Source organism: Collinsella sp. AM28-11LB (genome assembly GCF_003469895.1).
GTDB lineage: Bacteria > Actinomycetota > Coriobacteriia > Coriobacteriales > Coriobacteriaceae > Collinsella.
This window is the reverse complement of the sequence record NZ_QSKJ01000001.1, coordinates 115,525-132,040: the sequence shown is the minus strand read 5'-3', so window position 1 is coordinate 132,040 and position 16,516 is coordinate 115,525. Positions and strand designations below refer to the sequence as shown.

Genomic DNA, 16,516 nt, shown 5'->3' with positions numbered 1-16,516 from the left:
TTGGGTAGTTTTGTGAGGCCTTAACCCAACGCGGCCTCGCCCACTATATGGATCCATAAGGAGGAACCATGTCCACTAAGTATGCAATCGTTGGCGGCAAGCTCATCGACGGTACCGGTGCCGAGCCGGTCGAGAACTCCCTCGTTCTCGTCGACGACAATGGCAAGATCGATTACGCCGGTGTCATGCAGGACCTTCCCGAGGGCGTTGAGGTTATCGACGCCGCCGGCAAGACCGTCCTTCCCGGCCTGATCGACACCCACCTGCACTTCTCGGGCAACCTGACCGACGATGACACCGACTGGGTCATGCAGCCGCTCCTCGAGAAGCAGGCAGTCGCCGTCAAGCAGGCCTACGACTGCCTCATCCACGGTCTCACCACCGTCTGCGAGATCGGCCGCTTTGGTATCCAGATCCGTGACTGCATCGACAAGGGCGTCTTCAAGGGCCCGCGCGTTCTGGCAACCGGCCTTGGCTTCTGCCGCGTTGCCGGCCACGGCGACTCCCACCACTGCAGCCAGGAGCTCAACAAGGAATCGCACCCCTGGGGCGATCAGGTCGACGGTCCTTGGGATCTGCGTAAGGCCGTCCGCCGTCGCCTGCGCGAGAACCCCGATGCCATCAAGATCTGGGCTACCGGTGGCGGCATCTGGCGCTGGGACTCCGGCCGCGACCAGCACTACTGCTCCGAGGAGATTCAGGCCGTGGTCGAAGAGGCCAAGATGGTCGGCATCCCCGTGTGGAGCCACTGCTACAACAACCACGCCGCTGCCTACGATTCCGTCCGCTTTGGCTGCGAGCAGCTGATCCACGGCTTCGATATCGATGAGCGCACCATGGACCTCATGGCCGAGCAGGGCACCTTCTTCACCCCGACGATCGCCTTCCTGCCCACTTGGTACGCCACCTATCCGCCCGTCTACGTCCCCGAGCTGCACGACAAGTACGAGGGCACCCTGGTCGAGAAGGAACTGCAGCGCAACTACGACTGCCTGCGCGAGGCCAAGAAGCGCGGCGTCGTCATGACGATCGGCTCCGACTCCTTCTCCTTCGTCACCCCGTACGGCACCTGCTCCATTGAGGAGATGTACGAGTTCGTCGACAAGATCGGCTTCACCCCGGTCGAGACCATCACCTGTGCCACCCTCAACGGTGCCAAGATGTGCCACATCGAGGACGAGACCGGTTCCATCGAGGCCGGCAAGTGCGCCGACCTGCTGGTCGTCAATGGTGACGTCGCCGCCGACATCCACGTGCTCAACACCGACAACATGGACGTCATCATGAAGGACGGCTGGATTGTCGAGGCCGGCACCTTCGGCGAGGGTAACAAATACAACGCCTAGAGTTCATCTTTGAGCTAAGAGAAAGGGGCTCTGTGAGCCCCTTTCTAAAGATACGATTCGCGATGTGCCTGCCGATTACAAAATGAGCATCAGCACGGTGACAAATGAAACAGTGATCACGGTAAGCAAGGCCATATATTTGGCGGCCGTCTTGATGTAGGTCGTGTAGCTTACCTGGGCAAGTTCGAGACCGGCCATGATGGAACCGCATGTGGGGGTGATCATGGCTACAACGCCATGTGTGGCGAGGTAGATTGCGACCATGGCTTCGGGGGCAAAGCCCAACGATGCTGCCAACGGTCCCATGATGGGCATGGAGACGGTTGCCATGCCGGTGCTCGAGGGGATCAAGAAGGATAGCGCAAAGTACAGGGCGTACGAGAGTGGCGCGAACACTGCGGCGGATACGCCGGCGAGCGCGTTGGCGGCGTTGGTGAGGATCCACACGTCGAGTCCGGTGATGGACATGAGTACGGAGACGCCGCGGGCGACGGCGACGACGAGCGCGACGGAAACCAGGTCGGCGCATCCGTGCAGGATGGTATCAACGAGTTCTTTCTCCTGCATGCCGGCAACCTTGCCGATGATAATCGTCATCGTGAAGAACCAGATGCCGCATTCGGTAAAGTACCACTGGCCAAGTGGCAAGCCGGTCAAAAGCGCGCTCCATGCGGTGCTGAGGTCATCGCCCGTGGCTCCGATATCAAATAAGCCAACTCCGAATGTCTGCCACGGAATAAAGCCGATAATCATGACGACAAACGTGAGGGCGAAGAGAACAAGGACGCGCTTTTGAATCTTGGATAGCTCGACGTGTGCGTCTTCAGCGGAATCGCCATCCTTGTCGCCGTAGAGGCGCTCGGCGGTCTTCCATTCCTCGGGGGTAAGCGATGAGGAAGTGCGGTCAGTGCGAACGCGCTTGGCGTACCGCATGACAAAAATGATGCCCGAAATCTCGGCGATGGTGAACATTGCCAGGCCGATGCCGATCATGAGCCCCTGGTCATAGGGGATGCCGGCTGCCTTGAGGGCATCGAGTGCGAGTCCGGTCGAAAACGGGTTGACCGTCGATCCCAAAACGCCAAGGCCGCAGCCCATCAGGACGACCATGCATCCTACGAGCGGATCCCAGCCCATGGCAAACGTGACCGATGCCAGCAGCAGGTAGAAGGGGACAGATTCCTCGAGCATGCCGTACGTGGATCCGCAGATGCCAAAAGCGAGCATGAGGACGGGGACGAGCAGTAGGTCATTGCCGCCCAGTTTGCGGACGAGCACGGCGATACCGGTGTCGAGTGCGCCCGTTTTTTGGACGACGCCCAAAAAACCGCCGAGCACAAGAATGAACACGCAGACTTGCATGGCGCTCTCGAAGCCCAAGAAGGGGGAGGCCATAAAGTTGCCAAGCGTTGCGGCCTGCACATCGGGGCTAAATGACGAAACGACCCACGAGACGATGGCCACGAGCAGCAGGCAGCCAAAGAGGATGGTAAAAGATGATGGCATCTGGCGTGGCTTGCGCTTCTCGCCAGAGCCGGCAGCCTTATCGAACATACCGAGCTCCTTCACGACGAAACACATCCCCGCGAGGGGGATGCGCCTCTAAATTAAGTGGTGAGGTCTTGACTCTGTTGCCGACTTGAAGGCTGCACCCTTCATGTCAGGGAAGCGATGCGTTTAATAATACGTGCATCACATATCGATATTATCACTCGGGTAGTATGTGAGAACGTCTTTGGCGGCATGTATTCCGCAAACGAGCCGACCTATCGGTGAACGTACAATGTGATATACGTTATTGTATATATGCTGGTATTTTAAAGAACTATCCCCTAGAGAATTCTTTGCTGTTGGTCTTGTGGCCCCTGCTGTTTCGGTTTGTGGTGACTGCATGTTGCTCTAGCGAGAGGGGGGGAGCAATAAAACGGGATGAAGAACAGGCCTTCATCCCGTTGGGCCACATGTTTTGGAAGCCGTTTAGGCTCCTACAGCACGTTCTCGACGGGAACGTCGTTAACTAGCTTAAAGAGCTGGTCCTTTTCGCCCTTGAGGAAGTGTCCGATGTTGTTGCACGGGAAGATCATGAGGTCGCGCAACGATGAAGACGAATAGAATGCGGAGTGCGGCGTGATGATGACGTTGTCACGGCCGACGAGCGGGTGGTTTGCCAAGTCGGGCGTCTCGTCATACAAAACGTCGGCGCCAAATGCGCGAATCTGGCCCGAGTCGAGCGCCTCGATAAGAGCGGGCTCGTCCATGCAGAGGCCACGACCCAGATTGATCACGATCGGCTTTTTCTTCATCTTGGAGAACTTCTCGGCATCGAAATAATGGTAGTTCGTCTCGTTGAGGTTCATATGATTGATGATGATGTCGGCCTCGGCCAATACCTCATCGATTTCTGCCTGTTCAACACCGTTTTGCTCAAAGAGATCCTGATCGATAAACGGATCATTGGATACAATGCGCTTGACGAGACCCTTGGCTTTGCGAGCGGTGCACTTACCGATTTTTCCAAAGCCAAAGATGCCGAGCGTTTGGTCTTCTAGGCGAGGGACTTCGGGCGCCGCCGCGTAGTCCCAGCGGTGCTCTTGCTCGATCTGTCCGATGTAAAACTTAAAGTTCTTGTTGAGGGCATACATGTAGGCGATGGCACTTTCGGAAACATCCCAGGTGCAATACTCGCCGACGGGGCAGATTCCGACGCCGCGCGCGGTTGCCTCGTCCATGTCCACGTTGTCATAGCCGGTGGCGTTGATGGCGATAACCTTGAGATTGGGGGCGTGCTCAAAGGCTTCCTTGTCCACCTTGATGAAGGCAGTGAGCAGGGCGTCGGCATCGGCGAGATGCTCGTAGAACTCCTCGCGTGCCTCATCGGTGTACGCGTAGACCTCAACCTCGATGTCGTCGCCAAGATGGGACTTGAGGGTTTCGGTCTCAAGGTCGTGCTGGGGCATCATGCTCTCGGCATAATCACTGATCAGGATCTTCATAGGTGGCTTCCTTTTCCCGTTACGGGGTTGGCATGTAAAGGGGCGCCGCTGCGCCGGAATCCAGCAGAGCGGCGCCCCATGAGAGGCTCGGACAATACTGTCCAGGCGAAACGTTCGGACTACGGACGCTCGATTGGCTGGGTCAGGCAGTGCGGGCCGCCACCGGCGTGCAGAATCTGGTCGAGCGGCACGTCGATGACTTCGATGCCCAGAGCGCGCATCTTGTCATTGATGTGCTTGTTCTTCTCGATGGCAACGACCTTGTTGTTGCCGATGCACTGGACGTTGCAGCCGTGCTTGTACATATCCTCGCTGGCGACGGGGATGAGTTCAAAGCCGCGGCGCTTGAGCATTTGCAGGAAGTTGTAGGGCAGCTGATCGATACAGGCGAGGGCAACCTGGGGAGCGACGATGTTAAAGATCATGTCGAGGTGCAGGTTGTCGGGCGGGCAGGGAACGCCGACGACGGTATAGCCAAACTTCTCGAGCTGATGGCGGAGGCTGGCGACTCCCTGTTCATCGGTACGATCGACCATGCCCCAGGCGAGCGTGTGCTCATCGATCATCCAGAAGTCGCCACCCTCCATGCAGCCCGCGTTAACGCGGGCGACGATGGGGACACCCATCTCCTTAAGCTTTGCCTCATAGGATTGGGCCTCGATCTGGCGGACCGGATGACGGAAGTGACCCATGACGGCGCCTTCCTTGATCATGCAGCCGTAGTCGCGGGCAAAGGTCATGACCTCATACTTGGGGTTGGCTTCGACCTCGACGACCTCGATGCCGTTATCCTTGTAGGCGTCAACGAGCATCTGCCATTCCTTGACCATGATGTCGTTCTGTTCGGTATCGCCCTTCTTCATCCACTCGGAAGTGATGACATTGATGCCGTTGAAGGTGTAGTACTTCGGCGAGCACATCATGACTTTTTTAAGCGGATTGGTGGCGTTGGAGACGTAGATTTTCTCTTCAGACATGGCAGGTTCCTTTCTTTAAGACCTACATACCTTAGATGGAAAGCGCGCGGCGGGAAAAACGGAGGGGCTTGCCCGCCGCGCGAGAATCCCCACGGGGGGGCGCCTAGAGCATCACGAGGACGCAGAGGAAGGCGCAGCAGGCGGCGAACAGGATGGCGACGATGGGGGCGATTTTCTTGACCCAGTCGCCGTAGCTCATGTGCGCCGCGGCCGTGCACGTCATGACGACGATGGAGCACGGGGTGATCATCTTGGCCAGGCCGAGCGCCATGAGGTAGATGATGACCATGATGTAGACGTCGACGCCGGCGAAGGTGGACAGCGTGCCCATAATGCCCATGGTGGCGGCGGCCAGGCCGGTGGAGCTGGGGATCAGGCAGGCAATGAGGAAGTAGCAGACCAGGGCGACGACGACGAAGGCGAAGGGCGGCAGGGAGGCAAGCGCGTTCTCGCACATGTTGAGGATGGATGGGGTGATCTGGCCGTTGTCCATGACGACCTGGATGCCGCGGGCCAGCGGCACGACGAAGGCGGTGGAGACCAGGCCGGAGGCGCCCTTTAGAATCGTGTCGATGATGGTGTCGGCGTCATAGTGCATAACTAGGCCGATGAGGATGACCATGATTAGCGTGATCATCGAGAGCTCGGGGAAATACCAGTTTCCGAAGGCAGTGATGTCGGTGCCCAGGATGTTGCGCAGGACCGGAGTCGCGGCGACCCAGGCGGTGAAGTCCTCGAAGAACGTCCACTCGGGGTTGAGGGAGGTCCAGGGAGTCAGGCCGACGATCATAAAGGCGAAGGTAAGCATGAACAGTACGAGCGCGCCCTTCTGGCGGCCGGTGAGGGTGAGGTCCTCGTCGTCGGCGGCGGGGAACTCCTTGAGATCCTGCTCGCGGCGGAAGAACTGGACGGACTTCTCGGGATGCGCCTTGATCTTGTCTGCATAGCGGCAGATGAGAAGGATGACAAGGCCGGTGAAGATGACGAACATCGCGATGCGGGGGATCATGCCCTCGCCGGGGGAGATGCCGGCGATGCCTGATGCGATGCCCGTGGAGAACGGGTTAATGATCGAGGAGAGGCAGCCGATCTGGGTGCCGAGGACGACGATCATGATCGCGGTGACCGTATCGAGGCCGAGGGCCAGGATGACGGGTACGAACATCAGGAAGTAGACGATGCCTTCCTCGTAAGCGCCTTCGAGTGTGCCAAAGAATGCCATCAGGATAACGAGGATGGCGATAAGCGCGTGCATGTTGTTCTGGTTGGCGATCGTGATGCGCTTGATGGCCGTCTTGAGCGCGCAGGTGCGATCCATCATCTCGAGCAAGCTGCCGAACAGCATGATGGTGAGGGAGATGGAAATGGCGCCGGAGACCGTGCCACCACCGAGCATGCCGGTGATGGGGGCCATGAAGATGTCCCAGAGACCCTGGGGGTTGCTCTCGACCACGTGGTAGGTGCCGGCGATGGCGTCGCCGCCCTCGGAGAGCTCGTAGGCTCCGCCGGGAACGAACCAGGTCAGGAGGGCGATGAAGGCGATGACGGCGAACAGGATCACGTACGTGTTCGGCATCTGGAATTTCTTCTTCGCCGGCTTTTCCTTAATTTCTTCAGCCATGGGGCTTCCTCTCTTGAGGCGGATGGAGGGGCGCCGCGCGGAGGGGGGGGTACCGTGCGGCGCGTGGAAAATCGGTGCTCCGTGCTAGACGCGCGGGATGTAGAGGTTGCCGAGGGTCGCGGCCATGATGGCCTTGATGGTGTGCATGCGGTTCTCGGCCTCCTCGAAGCAGCGGGAGTGCTCGCTGTAGATTACGTCGTCGGTGCACTCCATCGCCTCGATGCCGTGCTCCTCCTTGATCTTGGCGGCATACTCGGTCTCGGCGTTGTGGAAGGCCGGGAGGCAGTGCAGGAAGATCCAGTCGGGGTTCTCGATGTGGGAGACGAGCTCGGCGTTGACCTGGAACGGGGTCATCAGGCGGACGCGCTCGGCGAACTGGGACTCCTCGCCCATGGCCGCCCAGACGTTGGTGTAGACGGCGTCGGCGCCGCGGACGGCGTCCACGGGGTCGTTGGTGACGCGGATGGTGGCGCCGGACTCGGCGGCGAACTTCTGCGCGAGGGCGACGATCTCGGGGTCGGGCTCGAGCTCCTTGGGCGTGGCGTTGACGTAGTTCACGCCCAGGATGGCGGAGGTGATCATGAGGGAGTTCTGGACGTTGTTGCGACCCTGGCCGCAGTAGGCGAGCGTGAGGCCCTCGAGCTTGCCGAAGTGCTCCTTGATGGTCATGAAGTCGGCCAGCATCTGGGTGGGGTGCTCGCGGTCGGTGAGGCCGTTCCACACGGGGACGCCGGAATACTCGGCGAGCTGCTCGACGTGGTCTTGCTTGAAGCCGCGGAACTCGATGGCGTCGAACATGGAGCCGAGCACCTTGGCGGTGTCGAGGACCGTCTCCTTCTTGCCCAGCTGGATGTCGCCCTTGCCCAGGTACTCGGGATGGGCGCCCAGGTCGATGCAGGCGGTGGTGAAGGCGGCGCGGGTGCGGGTGGAGGTCTTCTCGAAGAGGAGTGCGACGTTCTTGCCCTCGAGGTAGCGGTGCGGGACGTTGCGCCTCTTGAGGTCCTTGAGGTGCTCGGCGAAGCCGATGAGCCACATCAGCTCGTCCTTGGTGTAGTCCCTCGTGGAGAGCAGGTGGCGACCCTGGAAAACCGAATCAGTCATAGTTTGTCCCCTTTCGTCGGGTTTTGTCCTATCCCCGACGGACGCCCGTGCGGGCCCCTCCAGACAGGTTAGGTGTTTCGTTCGCCCCATTTGGGGCATCGATACCTGTTGTCGGGTGCCGGTGCAGCGGCACGCCGAAACCATGACTCAAAGTCTAGAAGCACCCAGATGCCGTGTATTTGGTGCCAACTCAAAGCCTTCTAGGGGTCTATTTGTTATTTTTTACAAATGTATGGACATTCATGAACGATTGGCGGCCTGTAAGCCCAATCATCCGAGCGTAGTTGGGGCTGTTTTGTGAAAAATGACGATTCCGGTTGGCTCGCGCTATCTGCTGAGGAAAGCGAGCGAAAGGAATACGAGTAGCTCACGGTCGTGTGAGTCATCCATGTCAAGGAGCGCTCGAATGCGCCGCAACCGATATCGGACGGTGTTGGGGTGTTGGTGTAGGTGTTCGGCGGTGTCGACGATGTCGCCGCTGCAGCGCACAAAGGCGCGTGCCGTTTGGACCAGTTCGGTAGAGTTGTGTGCGTCGTAGTTTTCGATACGGCGGCGGAAACCTTGCGCGGTGCGCTCGAACATTGGGTTGGTCTGCGCTGCATACGAGAAAGCGTCCATGGACAGATCCGACCACTCAAGCCTGCGCGCTCCGCTCAGATGGGATTCATTGAGAAGAATCGTTGCCTGGCGAATGGAGATATCTGCCTCGCCGAGGGGTACCAGGTCGCCTACGCCGCAGTAATTTACGCCAACGCCTCGAATGGCATTCTCTAGGTCGCAGAAGACGCCCTCGTGCTGTTCATCGGTGGCATACGAGACAAAAACGAGCAATGCATCGTGATAGCGAAACGCACAGGCATTTTGGACATCCTCGTGTCGCTGGCGAAACGAGTCCAGATAATCGTTGAGTGTATCTTGAATTGCGTACAGTGAGCATCGGTCATCCTTTTCAGCCGAGATGGCGATGCAACGCATCGTCGAGCCGGTGAGACCTGCCAGTTTGTTGATTTCTTGTCGTACTTGAGACTTCGATCTTCCCACCAAGAACTGATCAACGGCATCGCTTTTGTCGGATGCGTCAAGATCGCGTTGAAGAAGATTAAGCGATTCGAAAGCGACGCGTTCATGGTAGGCACCGGAATAGAGATACACCGGGACGCCCATACGCACGCTTGCTTGGGCGACTGCATCGGTGAAGCAAGGCGAGTACACACGTTTCACGGCAATGGCTGCGACACGTCGTTCAATCATGGCAATAAGCGACGTGTCGGAGAGGTCGGGATCTTCGTAGCAAAAACCAAGATTGGTGAGAATGAATTCACCGGGCATGTATGCGCTGTAGTCGTTGATTGAGGGAGGGCAGTCTAGGATGCCAACGTTGTAGACGCGGTGCTCCCCGGCGTCTTTGATAGGAGCGACTAGGTCGATTTGCTCAAATGCCGGTAGGGCCAAAATGTCGGCGACTGTAATCATGAGTGTCTCCGTGCGACGCGAGGCTGTTTGATGGATGCGAGGCAAGCGCTGCCTGTCCATATAATGGTATGACAAGAATTGGGTGCGGGGTGCATATGTTGATATTAAACGATAACCCCCTGTTTCCATGCCGGGGCCGCAGTGGAGAAGGCGTGAGCAACGGAAAAGACTGGCTGCGGCGCGCATCGTTCAGCATATCGTTTATCATTACAGGTTTGGTATGGGCGCGCGGTGGGCATAATGGGTGGCATCGAATGAAATCGAAAGGATCATTATGCCCGCGCTTATCACCCATCATCTGTTTGGCGAGGAAAGCATCGACCGTCTTCCGCAGGGCGTCATCGCGTCCGATGAAGAGCGCATTGCCTTTATCTTGGGCAACCAAGGCCCCGACCCGTTTTTCTTTCACATTCTGACGCCGCGCGTTTCCGACTGCACGCTGCTGGCGCAGGTCATGCATCGCTCGCGCATGTCTCGCCAGTTCGCGTGCCTGCGCGACGGCGTGTCGCATCTGCTGCCGCGCGACGCCAACTTGGGCCGTGCCTTTGCGTTGGGCCTGCTGTCTCATTACGTGCTCGACCGCAACGCCCATCCCTTTGTCTATGAGCAACAGTTTGGCATCGTGGAGTCCGATTCAGAGCTTGAGGATTCGAGCAGTCAGGTCCATGCCGTGATCGAGAGTGACCTGGATGTACTGATGCTGCAGCTTAAACGCGATGGCGCTACGGTCGACGATTACCCGCCGGCGGGCGAGATCGTCACCACCGACCGTATCAATCGCGTTGCCGGCGTGCTGATGAGCTATGTTGCCGGACGCGTGTACGGTATTGACATTCCGGCGGGGGAATACGGTGCCGCCGTTGCCAATATGCAGCGACTTTACCGCGCGATTGAGCCGGCCGGCTCCGTAAAGACGCGCGCGATCTCGTTGGTTGAGGGCTTGGTGCACGACTACTCGCTGCTCGACGGCCTTGCCCATCGCGTGACGACGGAGCTGCCCGAGCGCACCGGTAACCTGGGCCATCTGACATGGAAGAATCCCTTTACCGATGAGGTCTTGAATGAGAGTTTCCCCGAGGTCTTTGATCGCGCGCTGGTCGATTACGAGTGTACGGTCGCGCGTTTTATCGAGACCGGCGACATGGAGGCCGTGACCAGTCACGTCAACTACAGCGGTCGCGTGCTCAATGTCGATGAGGAGTTCGACCGCGAGGAATAGGGCCCATGCGTGCCCCTTTGCCGAATCCTTACCGGTGCTTCTGGACAATTGGGGTACGATGAATTAACTGCATATCGGGCGAATACGAAGGGTCCCTGTCCATGAAATACACCAAGCTCGAGCGTAACTGGGTCATGTACGATGTGGGAAACTCGGCCCTCGTGCTGCTCAATACCTCGGTGGTGCCCATTTACTTTAACGCCATCAATACCGGCGCTTCCTCGGCCGACCTGGTGGTCGCCTGGGGCAATGCGCAGACGATCGCCTCGCTGGTCATCGCCATGCTCATGCCCATTCTGGGCGCGCTTGCCGATTACGCCGGCAACAAGATCAAGTTCTTCTTGGGCTTCTTCCTGACGGGTCTCGTGCTTTGCTTTGCACAGGCTATCCCGATGTCCGCCATGGCGTTTTTGACCGTCTATGTGCTGTGCACCATCGGCCTCAACTCGTCTATGACGTTCTACGACGCCATGTTGCCCGATGTCACCACCGATGAGCGCATGGACGCCGTGTCGAGTTCGGGCTTCGCTTGGGGCTACATCGGTTCCACCGTGCCGTTCATCATCTGCCTGGCGCTCATTATGGGCGGTCCGGCCCTTGGCGTCCCCACCATGTTGGCCACGCGCCTGTCGTTTATTATCACCGGCGCCTGGTGGCTCATCTTTACCTTGCCGCTCATCCGCACCTATAAGCAAAAATACGGTCGCGAGCGCAAGCCCGAAGACACCATCGGCTACATTGTGGGCGGCGTGTTCTCCGAGGTCGGACACACCATGCGCGAGATCGCCCACAACAAGACCGTGCTGGTCTACATGATCGCGTTCTTCTTCTATATCGATGGCGTGCACACGGTCATCTCCATGGCAACCAGCTACGGATCGGCCTTGGGCATCGATTCGACCCAGTTGGTCCTGGCGCTGCTCGTCACGCAGTTTGTGGCTTTCCCGTCCGCCATCATCTACGGCAAGCTCGCCGGCCGCGTGGGCACGCTCAACATGATCTTGGTGGCAGTCGCCGCCTATATGGGCATCGTGCTCTTTGCCGCGTTCTTCCTCAAGACCGCCTTTGAGTTCTGGGTGCTTGCCATTTTGGTCGGCCTGTTCCAGGGCGGCGTGCAGGCGCTCAGCCGCAGCTACTTTGGCCGCATTATTCCCAAGGAAAAGTCCAACGAGTACTACGGCTTCTTTGATATCTTTGGCCGCTATGCAAGTGTTATGGGCACCTTCTTGGTGTCGGTCGTCACCTCGCTGACCGGCAACCCCTCGCTGGGCGTCCTATCTATCGGCGTGCTGCTGGTGGTGGGCTTTGCGCTGCTGGTCCGTCTGTCCCGCATGTCTCAAACGGCAGAGCAGGCCGCATAGGAACTTGCCGGTAATTGCGTCCGCCGCGATACTCTTTTGGGGCTATCCGCAATAAACATTCTGACTTTCGAACAATGATTAGCCCAAGTGGGTATGATGGAGTCAGCTAGGTCGCGGGGCGTCGCCTGTGTTTGGCGGCGTCCCGTTTTTGTGTTGCAGGGAGGGTAAGGCATGAACGCCACGGTCGTGATTCCAACGTATTGGGCGGGCGATGACGCTCGCGCAAACGCCCCTGGCACCTATGACCATTCGACACGACTCAACGCCGACAATCCCGAACTCGACCGCTGCCTGGCCTCGCTTGAACAGGTGCGCGACATCCCGCGCATCATCCTTTTGGTGGTCTGTCCCGTTTCTGCCACAGCCGATGTGTCGCTGCGCGTGCACGAGATTGTCGACGCGCATCCCACGCTCAAGGTCACCGTCGTCACCAACACCCAGGCCTCGCGCATCGCAGACCGGGTTGCTCAGATCGCGCCCAAGGGTTCGGGCGAGTGCGTGAGTCTGCGAGGCTACGGCGCCATCCGCAACATGGGGCTGGCCTGTGCCGCTGTGCTGGGGCATGACGCGGTTATCTTTTTGGATGACGATGAGACTGTCATCGATGCCGACTTTATGAAGCGTGCGACCTACGCGCTGGGTCAGCAGACGCGTCAGGGCCTGCCGATCTTGGTCAAGAGCGGCTATTTCTACGATCGCGACGGATCGCCGCTGGCTCCCACGGACAAGGCGGGCATCTGCCATCGTTGGTGGACCAAGCGCATCGAGTTCAACCGTTGGATGAAAAAGGCGCTCTCGGGCACCCGCATCTCGCGCTCCAACTACGTGTGCGGCGGCCTGATGGCCCTGCACGCCCGCGCCTTTACGCGTGTGGCCTTTGACCCGTTTATCACCCGCGGCGAGGACTTGGATTACCTCTTTAACATGCGCATGTTTGGCTACGACGTGTGGTTCGATAACGAGTGGACCGTGCGCCATTTGCCTCCGGAGTCCGAAAAGCGCTCACCGCGCTTTATGCAGGATGTATACCGTTGGTACTACGAACGGGCCAAGTTGACGTTCGCCGCGCATCAAAAGGAGCTCATTCCCGTTACGGCGGCATCGCTCATGCCCTACCCGGGCCCGTGGATTTCGCGCGAGCTCGACGACCGCGTGCGCAAAACCGCTATGGTCCGCAGCGTGTTTACCCGCGAGCATGAGGGCTACCTGCGCATCTGGCGCCATGGTATCGACGAGGCAAAGGCCTATGCGCGCCAAAACGCTGCAAGCTACCTGCGTTTCCAGAGCTTTTGGCCCAAGATCATGGACGGGCTTTGGCGTGACGCACAACTGATCAGTATCCTGGAGGGGGCCGAATGATCGACCGCCGCGCCCAGCGCGATAGTTCATTATCAATCTTTCGCATCATTGCCGTTGCCTGCGCCATTTGCGTGCTGATGTACTTTATTTTTGCCCTGGTGACCGGCATCGAGCCGATCGCCACGGTGATTGCCTGCGCGCTGCTGTGCATCTTTCTGTGCATCTTTATCTTTTTGACGCTCAATCCCGATTCGGTGCGCTCGCAGTACACCGAAGAGACGCTCTCGGTGGCCTCGGCCATGCTCGAGGACATTAAGGGCGGTCTGACGCAGGAGTCGGCGCGTTTGGTGTGCCAGCGCATTTTGCCCGAGACGCGCGCCATGACGGTGGCCATCACCGACGAGGAAAACGTGCTTGCCTGCGCGGGCGAGTTTGAGGAAAAACTATTGCCAGATTCTCCCATCCACACGCTTGCAACGCGCTACGTTATCGAACATGGCATCGTGCAGTCGTTCAACCGTATGGTGGATGTCGTGGGTTCGGACGGCTCGCACAACCAAGTCCCCGCCGGCATTATCGCTCCCATCAAGGTGGGCGATCGTACCGTCGGCACGCTCAAGTTCTACTACAAGACCCCGCGCGCCGTCGACCGTACTCAGTACGCGCTTGCCTCGGGCTTTGCCGAGATCTTGTCCACGCAGCTCGCCATCCACGAGCTCGAGGTGCAAAAGGAACTCACGGCGCGCGCCGAGGTGCGTGCGCTGCAGGCACAGATTAACCCGCACTTCCTGTTCAACACGCTGAACACCATTGCATCGTTTACGCGCACCGACCCGCTGCGGGCCCGCGAACTGCTTCGTGAGTTCTCATCGTTCTATCGCGCCACGCTCGACAACTCGGGATCGCTTATTCCGGTCTCGCGCGAGGTCGCACAGACCAAGCGCTACCTTACCTTTGAGAAGGCCCGCTTTGGCGAGGACCGCGTGCTTGCAACGTTCGATGTGTCCGAGGACGTGGAAGATACGCTGGTGCCGGCGTTCGTGATTCAGCCGATTGTCGAGAACGCCGTGCGTCATGGTATGGGCGATGACGGCGCCCTGAGGATCGACGTGACCGTTCACCAAGACGGCGAGGATGCAATCTTGATTGCCGTTGCTGATAACGGCGTGGGCATGGATGAGGGTACCGCCGCCAGACTGTTTGACGAGCGCTCTGCTCGTCCCGACGCCAGCTCTCCCCAGGGCGGCGGCGCCGGTGTGGCCATGCACAATATTTCGGAGCGCATCCATCGCTTTTATGGGCCACACTCCTATACGCGTGTCGAATCGGCGCCGGGCAAGGGCACCAAAGTGCTTCTTCATCTTGATTTGTCAGAGAGCATCTTTGACATTCAAGAGTAAAATAAAAGGCTACGGGCTCAACGTCATGCGACGGATGCCCGGCGTAGTTAGTTGACGAAAGGTTTTATCCCTATGCTGCGTGCGATGATTGTGGATGATGAGGCGCCGGCTCGCTCGGAGCTTCGCTTCTTGCTCGAGCAAACGGGCAAGATCGGCACGATCACGGAGGCGTCGAGCGTCCGCTCCGCCATCGAGATGCTTATGGAAAGTCGCGTGGATGTCGTGTTTCTCGATATCTCGATGCCCGGTGCCTCGGGCCTGCAACTTGCCGAGGCGCTGCATAAGCTCAAAAATCCGCCGGCGATCGTGTTTGTGACTGCGTATAGCGACCATGCGGTCGAGGCATTCGACGTGGATGCTGTCGATTATCTGATGAAGCCGGTCGAGGAAGCTCGCTTGGATCGCGCGATCGAGAAGGTCATGCAACGCGCTAAGCCGGTTACGGACAGCAAGGTGACCATCGAGCGTATCCCGGTGGAAAAGGGCGGCCGCAAGGTGCTCATTCCCGTGGACGACATTCGCTTTATCATGGCCAAGGACGATTACTCCTGCATCTATACCGTCGATGATCGCTTTTTGTCGACGACCTCGCTGGCGCAGTTTGAGGCCAAGCTCTGCGACTTTGGCTTCTTCCGTGTTCACCGCCGCTATATCGTCAACTTGGCGTGCGTTACCGACGTTGAGACGGTGCCCTCGGGCGCCATCCAGCTGGGCATTACGGGCGTCGACGAACGCGTGCCGGTTTCGCGCCGCCGCGTCGTGCCGCTCAAGAAGGCTCTGAGTCTCTAGCACACTGGCCCCGCGGCCCTGTGGACCTATCGTCTGCGGAGCCGTGGGGCCTTTTTGTATGTATCTGCCAAATCGTTTTTTGCGGAAAGGATCCCATGAACAGTGCAAGCGCCAAGCGTATCGACATCATCTCGGACACCCACGGCTATCTTTCGCCCGCGCTCTTAGACGAGCTTAAAGGTGCGGATTTGATTATCCATGCCGGCGACCTTACGTCGGAGATGGACTACGAGCATCTATGCACCATCGCCCCTGTGCGCGCCGTACTGGGCAACAACGATTATTACCGCGACTACGGCCCCGATGTGGATCGCCTGGCGCTCTTTACCTACGAAGGCCTCAAATTCGCTGTAGCCCACTACCGCGAAGACCTCCCGGTGGGATCCGTAGACGTAGCCATCAACGGCCACACCCACGTAACCAAAGAAGCCCAAGTGGGCCGTTGCTTGGTCCTCAACCCGGGCAGCGCCAGCTACCCCAGAGGTACCCGAGGTCCCACTATGGCCAGAATGCTCGTCAACGACGGCCAAATCATAAGCACCAAGTTTATTGATCTAGAGTAACCGCAACAAAAACGGGGGATGCAGATCGCATCTCCCGTTTTTTATGAGCCAAAGGTCAAAGTTCAACAAGATCCATCAGACCAACCCCGCCGAGGAGCACGCGGGCTAGCCGCGCAGCGGCGCACGCCCGCAAAACTGGTTGAATAATGTGACGGCAGGGAGGGACCGAAAAATTTTTTCAAAAAAGTTGTTGCGTGCCGGACAGACTTCTGTGTATACTAATCCCCGCAGCGCACGCGAGCGGAAACAAACGCGAACGCCTGCCTGGGGAGTTAGCTCAGTTTGGTTAGAGCGCCGGCCTGTCACGTCGGAGGTCGCGGGTTCGAGCCCCGTACTTCCCGCCAACGCAATTAAAGCCACGTCTTCGGACGTGG

13 protein-coding genes and 1 tRNA gene are annotated in these 16,516 nt (G+C 58.7%); 8 read left to right on the top strand and 6 right to left on the bottom strand.

Features of this window, described 5'->3' with window-relative positions; translation table 11 throughout:
• Positions 1-68 precede the first annotated feature (68 nt).
• Positions 69-1,346, top strand: a complete 1,278-nt coding sequence (locus DW732_RS00575; RefSeq protein ID WP_118098116.1) for an amidohydrolase family protein — start codon at positions 69-71, stop codon at positions 1,344-1,346.
• Positions 1,347-1,421: 75 nt separating this feature from the next.
• Here the strand turns inward: DW732_RS00575 and DW732_RS00570 are convergent, their stop codons facing one another.
• The 6 genes from DW732_RS00570 to DW732_RS00545 all read right to left on the bottom strand — a co-directional run bounded on the left by DW732_RS00570 (position 1,422) and on the right by DW732_RS00545 (position 9,511).
• The gene (locus DW732_RS00570) at positions 1,422-2,900 is read right to left on the bottom strand and encodes a YfcC family protein (protein ID WP_118098114.1); all 1,479 of its coding nucleotides are present in this window, start codon (positions 2,898-2,900) and stop codon (positions 1,422-1,424) included.
• 431 nt (positions 2,901-3,331) lie between these two features.
• Complete coding sequence (locus tag DW732_RS00565; RefSeq protein WP_118098112.1) at positions 3,332-4,339, bottom strand: NAD(P)-dependent oxidoreductase; 1,008 nt, start codon at positions 4,337-4,339, stop codon at positions 3,332-3,334.
• 119 nt (positions 4,340-4,458) lie between these two features.
• The gene (locus tag DW732_RS00560; RefSeq protein ID WP_118098110.1) at positions 4,459-5,316 is read right to left on the bottom strand and encodes a dimethylarginine dimethylaminohydrolase family protein; all 858 of its coding nucleotides are present in this window, start codon (positions 5,314-5,316) and stop codon (positions 4,459-4,461) included.
• Between the two features lie 103 nt (positions 5,317-5,419).
• Positions 5,420-6,937, bottom strand: coding sequence for a YfcC family protein (locus DW732_RS00555; protein ID WP_118098108.1), 1,518 nt, complete (start codon positions 6,935-6,937; stop codon positions 5,420-5,422).
• 84 nt (positions 6,938-7,021) lie between these two features.
• Positions 7,022-8,038: an ornithine carbamoyltransferase gene (gene argF / locus DW732_RS00550; protein WP_118098106.1), complete on the bottom strand. Its 1,017-nt coding sequence runs from the start codon at positions 8,036-8,038 to the stop codon at positions 7,022-7,024.
• A 327-nt stretch (positions 8,039-8,365) separates the two neighbouring features.
• Entirely contained in the window at positions 8,366-9,511 is a 1,146-nt protein-coding gene (locus tag DW732_RS00545; RefSeq protein ID WP_158567301.1) for a PucR family transcriptional regulator, read from the bottom strand.
• Positions 9,512-9,785: 274 nt separating this feature from the next.
• On the opposite strand from DW732_RS00545, the gene DW732_RS00540 reads away from it, so the two are divergent.
• The 7 genes from DW732_RS00540 (at position 9,786) to DW732_RS00510 (ending at position 16,486) form a co-directional block, all read left to right on the top strand.
• Positions 9,786-10,730: a zinc dependent phospholipase C family protein gene (locus DW732_RS00540; protein WP_118098102.1), complete on the top strand. Its 945-nt coding sequence runs from the start codon at positions 9,786-9,788 to the stop codon at positions 10,728-10,730.
• A gap of 101 nt (positions 10,731-10,831) precedes the next feature.
• Positions 10,832-12,091 carry an MFS transporter gene (locus DW732_RS00535; protein WP_117877543.1) on the top strand — a complete coding sequence of 420 codons (1,260 nt, stop codon included), beginning with the start codon at positions 10,832-10,834 and terminating at the stop codon, positions 12,089-12,091.
• A gap of 171 nt (positions 12,092-12,262) precedes the next feature.
• Entirely contained in the window at positions 12,263-13,450 is a 1,188-nt protein-coding gene (locus DW732_RS00530) for a glycosyltransferase (RefSeq protein ID WP_117743936.1), read from the top strand.
• Complete coding sequence (locus tag DW732_RS00525; RefSeq protein WP_117735423.1) at positions 13,447-14,790, top strand: histidine kinase; 1,344 nt, start codon at positions 13,447-13,449, stop codon at positions 14,788-14,790. Before DW732_RS00530 ends, DW732_RS00525 begins: the two co-directional genes overlap by 4 nt.
• A 72-nt stretch (positions 14,791-14,862) precedes the next feature.
• On the top strand, positions 14,863-15,579 hold the full coding sequence (locus DW732_RS00520) for a LytTR family DNA-binding domain-containing protein (protein WP_006235156.1): 717 nt from the start codon (positions 14,863-14,865) through the stop codon (positions 15,577-15,579).
• Between the two features lie 95 nt (positions 15,580-15,674).
• Positions 15,675-16,142 carry a YfcE family phosphodiesterase gene (locus tag DW732_RS00515; RefSeq protein ID WP_117735424.1) on the top strand — a complete coding sequence of 156 codons (468 nt, stop codon included), beginning with the start codon at positions 15,675-15,677 and terminating at the stop codon, positions 16,140-16,142.
• Between the two features lie 266 nt (positions 16,143-16,408).
• Positions 16,409-16,486: transfer RNA gene (locus tag DW732_RS00510), tRNA-Asp, on the top strand.
• Positions 16,487-16,516: the final 30 nt, after the last annotated feature.